At 72.4% G+C, this 2,195-nt stretch carries 3 protein-coding genes; all 3 read right to left on the bottom strand.

The window, feature by feature from the left end; genetic code table 11:
* Positions 1–804: ATP-binding cassette domain-containing protein (locus tag G6021_RS14660; RefSeq protein WP_182641598.1), on the bottom strand; the 804-nt coding region annotated here is incomplete at its 3' end.
* Positions 805–956: 152 nt separating this feature from the next.
* Entirely contained in the window at positions 957–1,691 is a 735-nt protein-coding gene (locus tag G6021_RS14655) for a response regulator transcription factor (protein WP_182641597.1), read from the bottom strand.
* A partial coding sequence (locus tag G6021_RS14650; protein WP_347238980.1) for an ATP-binding protein occupies positions 1,688–2,195 on the bottom strand: 508 nt, incomplete at its 5' end. The genes G6021_RS14650 and G6021_RS14655, both read right to left, overlap by 4 nt.

Below are 2,195 nucleotides of genomic sequence, written 5' to 3'. Positions count from 1 at the left end.
TGCCTCACGGAGGACCAGATCGGTCGCCTCGGGGCGGTCGAGGTCCATCAGGGCGGTGGGGCCGTCGACGTCGACGACGTGGACCCCCGGCAGCCCCCGGACCCACCCGGCGTCGGTGCCGACGACGAGGCGGTGCAGGACGCGCCCCCGTCGGCGGAGGTCGTCCACCGTCCCGCGGGCGACGACCCGCCCGCGCGCCAGGACGACGAGGTGGTCGCAGAGCCGTTCCACCAGGTCGAGCTGATGCGAGGAGAACAGCACGGGCACACCCTGGCTGGTGTACTCGCGCAGCAGGTCGACCATCGAGTCGACGGCGACCGGGTCGAGACCCGAGAAGGGTTCGTCGAGGACGAGCAGTTCCGGTCCGCCGATGACCGCCGCGACGATCTGGACGCGCTGCTGATTGCCCAGTGACAGCGATTCGAGCTTGTCCGCCGTGCGGTCGCCGAGCCCGAACCGCCCGAGCAGCTCGGTCGCCGAGCGTCGTGCCCCCTCCGGACTGCGCCCCTGGAGTCTGCCGAGGTAGACGAGTTGGTCGAGGATCGGCTGCTTGGGATACAGCCCCCGTTCCTCGGGCATGTACCCGAAGGTGCGACGATCCGCGACGGTCACCTCCCGGCCACGCCATGTGACCGTGCCGGCGGAGGGCTGCAGCACGCCCATGATCATCCGCATGGTGGTGGTCTTCCCGGCGCCGTTGCCGCCGACGAAGCCGGTCATCGCCCCTCGCGGGACCTCGAATCCGACATCGTCCACGGCGAGGGTCTCCCCGAAGCGTCGGGTGAGCCCGTCGAGTTCCAGCATGGTGTCCTCCCTGGTGTCCTGTACCGGGTCCACGCTATGGCCGACGGGTGGCCCGGCGGATCAGCCGGGAGGATGACATCTCCGGGGTCGGTCGGGCGGGACTCCCCCTCAGGGGGGAGACGGTCGGCGGACGGCCGCCTGGGGCGTCGCGGTCACTCGCCGGGCTGGACGAGACCGGCCTCGTAGGCCAGGACGACCGCCTGGACGCGGTCGCGGAGGTGGAGTTTGGACAGGCACGCCGACACGTGGGTCTTGACCGTGGCCTCGCCCACGACCAGCGTCCGCGCGATCTCCGCGTTGGACAGCCCCCGCGCGACCAGACGCAGGACCTCGGTCTCCCGGGCCGTGAGCAGGTCCAGGGCGGGCGGACGAGATCCTGCGCCGGCGGGGGACGGGGCGCGGCCATCCGACGGGACAGGAGTGGTCAGTCTCTCGATGACCCGACGCGTGACCTCGGGCGCGAGCAGCGCGTGACCGTGGCCCACGGCCCGGACCCCGTCGACCAGGTCCTCCGGGTCGGAGTTCTTGAGCAGGAATCCGCTCGCCCCGGCCCGCAGCGCGTCGAACAGGTAGTCGTCCCGGTCGAACGTGGTGAGGATCAAGACCTTGGACAGGGCCTCTGCGGTGATGAGCCGCGTCGCCTCGATGCCGTCGGTGCCCGGCATCTGCACGTCCATCAACACCACGTCGGGGCGCAGCCGCCGGCACATCTCGACCGCCTCCGCGCCGTCGGCGGCGTCGCCGATCACCTCGAGGTCCGGTTCCACGCCGAGCATCATCGAGAATCCGGAGCGCATGAGCGCCTGGTCGTCCACCACGAGGATCCGCAGGACCGCGGTGGAGTCCTCGCCCACTGCGGAATCGGGTCCCGCCGAGTTGTCGCTCATTCCCGGTCGGCGTCCACGTCGGGGCGGTAGGGCAGACGCACCCGCACCCGGTAGCCGCCGGTCACCCGGGGGCCGATCTCGCACTCGCCGCCGTGGGAGCGCACCCGTTCGCGCATGCCCAGCAGTCCCAGTCCGCTCCCCGAGGTCCCCGCCCGGGGGCGTCCGGCGTCGGTGATCTCCACCTCCGCGTACGGGTTCCCGCCCGGGTTCTCGCCGGTGCGCAGGACCACTCCCGCGCGGTCGGCGGTGGAGTGTCGCCGGACGTTGGCCAGTGCCTCCTGCGCGGTGCGGTACAGGGACAGACCGACGATCGGCGGGACCTCCTCGAGCGGGTGGCCCGTGCCGGTGACCACCGAGACGCTGGTGGAGAAGTCGGCTGAGTCGTGGGAGGCGGCCAGCCGCTGGATGTCGGTGACCCCGTGCCCCGCGGAGCGGGAGGGATCGCCGGTGGAGGCCGGGTCGCCGGCGGGGGCCGTGGCGTCAGCGGAGGCCGAGGCGGGGAGC

Source organism: Dietzia sp. CW19, assembly GCF_014145265.1.
Classification (GTDB): Bacteria; Actinomycetota; Actinomycetes; order Mycobacteriales; family Mycobacteriaceae; genus Dietzia; species Dietzia natronolimnaea.
The sequence above is the reverse complement of the archived record's forward strand: the minus strand, read 5'-3'. Positions and strand labels throughout refer to the sequence as shown.

Coding starts and splice junctions, on each gene's coding strand:
- G6021_RS14655 (WP_182641597.1), bottom strand. CDS start 1,691: ATGAGCGACAACTCGGCGGGACCCGATTCCGCAGTGGGCGAGGACTCC.